Raw genomic sequence first — 2,007 nt, 5'->3', positions numbered from 1 at the left:
GTGCAGCCTCTCGAAGATTGCCGCGAGAGCCTTCGCGCCAGTCGTTACCGTATTTGGCTTAAGGAAGGTTCGCACCTGTTCCTCGACGCGCCCGACGGCAGCGGCACCCAGAGAAATCCGCAGAGGATCGGAAACGGCCACGTATCCGTCGGCAGCTGCTCCCCGTCGACGCCCTGCCTGCCGCGGCTCTGCGATCGAGTAGCATCGGCTCCCCGCTCAGGACTTGTCGCATTCAGCCATGTCCTGGTTCGCCGTCGCCATCTCCTGCTCGTGACGCCGTCGCCCCGCGGCTAGCGCCCGTGCCTTTGGCTAGGGGCGATGTGCCCTGCTTCGATCAGGYTGCGTTTATTGCGCGCGTCAGGGTCGTGCTCCCGCTCACAAGCACTAGCATGGTTTGTATTCAGGTAGATGTCGGGCTGGGTGGACCGACGAGGGCATATTCGACGTGCTACCTTTGGTTTTAAGGCTCCTTTGTCGCGAAGCGTTTAGCGTCCTCTTCCAATGAAGCCATGATTTCTCGGTATTCTGTAATCATCGCGCTTCTTATTGGTGCGTCCGACCTGATGCAGTGGTCAAGCACAACGTTCGCCAATTCGTACGCTTCGCAGAGATCGAGAAAAACGTCGCTTGCGGCCAGATCAAAGCGGGCCCGCCAATCAGGAAACCGCAATTTCAGACGTGCGCGACCGCGCTCTTGGATCCGGGTCATGGTTCCGACTTCGGTATATGAGGGCGTTCCATATGCTCCTCACCCTCGTCGATCATGGGCTTGGCGCAGTGCTCCTCAGCTGTCCCTAAGGACATCTGWGATCCCCGCTAAATAGATTGGCGATGCRATCACCGCTTGTTATTCTCGGCCAAGTTGTTGCTCGTCCCCGACATGAGCAATGGAGTTCGATGGCTTCGCCCCGCGACCTGAATGCGTTACCGACGACCCGAGCGGGCATCACGCGYCTGGCCGTCGCGCGCCTTGCCMGCGCCGGCGTGGCGGCTGCGCCGCTCCTGAAAGCCGTTGGCTTGAGCGACGAGATGCTCGCCGATCATGATCAGAGAGTGCCTGCTCGGCGTCAGGTCGCACTGTTGGACCGGGCSGCRACGGCGTTGGGGGACGACCGGCTCGGCTTCAACCTTTCGCAGGAATTCGACCCGCGCGCTCTCGGCCTGCTGTTCTACGTAATGGCGTCGTCGCAAACGCTCGGCGAGGCACTGCAGCGCATTGCCCATTTGCGCGCCCGTCCTCTGCATGGCCACTAATCCGGGACGCCCAGCACAGTGCGCCTCCTGCGGGCGCTGCAACGATTAGCAGTCCTATCGTGAGGGAAAGTCGCCCGGTTGGTGCAGATTGCGGTCAAGCCGGGTCTCTAGGAGTCGGGGAGTGCTGATCCTCACGCACCGCCCACAACATCGATTTACCGCTTCTTAACCACTCCGGGCGCCCCCTAGCATGGTCCATCGGGGTCTTGGGGGGCTCGAGGGGGGACCGTGGCCATGCACGACCTGCACTTGGATCACGCTGCTGTGGAGCAGCTCGTCGGACTGACTTTCGCCGAAGTCGAACGCGATCTGATCCTGGCGACGCTGCACGAGACCGGCGGCAACCGCACTCATGCCGCGAACATGCTTGGCATCTCCATCCGTACCCTGCGCAACAAGATCAGCGCCTATCGCGGAAAAGGGCACGATGGGCCTCAGTCGGCGGCGCAGTAGGCACSGCCATGCCAATGCAAGCGCCCGACGCAGTRACGGCCAGCARTCTGGTGTCATCAGTGACCATGGCCGGCCTGTTGCGCTGCCTSGTGCAGAAAGGCGTGCTAGCTCCGGGCGATATTCGCGAGATCTATGAGACGGCCCTCATGCTGCTTGAGCTGCAACAGGCCAGCGTGCCTGCGAGGCAGGAGGCCTTTGTTGCCGCTCGGGCGGCTCTCGAGAACAGCCTTCAATCGCGCAATCGAAATGCCAATTAGAGGCGAGCGGATTGTGCCGGTGACAAGTCATCGCAGCTGGCTA

The 2,007-nt window shown here is 61.6% G+C and carries 2 protein-coding genes; both read left to right on the top strand.

Features of this window, described 5'->3' with window-relative positions:
- Nucleotides 1–897 precede the first annotated feature (897 nt).
- On the top strand, nt 898–1,254 hold the full coding sequence (locus AC1DVA_RS27965) for an AraC family transcriptional regulator ligand-binding domain-containing protein (RefSeq protein WP_476808063.1): 357 nt from the start codon (nt 898–900) through the stop codon (nt 1,252–1,254).
- Nucleotides 1,255–1,488: 234 nt separating this feature from the next.
- Nucleotides 1,489–1,707 carry a helix-turn-helix domain-containing protein gene (locus tag AC1DVA_RS27960; protein WP_476808062.1) on the top strand — a complete coding sequence of 73 codons (219 nt, stop codon included), beginning with the start codon at nt 1,489–1,491 and terminating at the stop codon, nt 1,705–1,707.
- Nucleotides 1,708–2,007 lie beyond the last annotated feature (300 nt).

The sequence above is a fragment of the Allobosea sp. P4_C6 genome, assembly GCF_056402015.1.
This window is presented reverse-complemented; position numbering and strand designations above follow the sequence as displayed.

Coding starts and splice junctions, on each gene's coding strand:
- AC1DVA_RS27960 (WP_476808062.1), top strand. CDS start 1,489: ATGCACGACCTGCACTTGGATCACGCTGCTGTGGAGCAGCTCGTCGGA.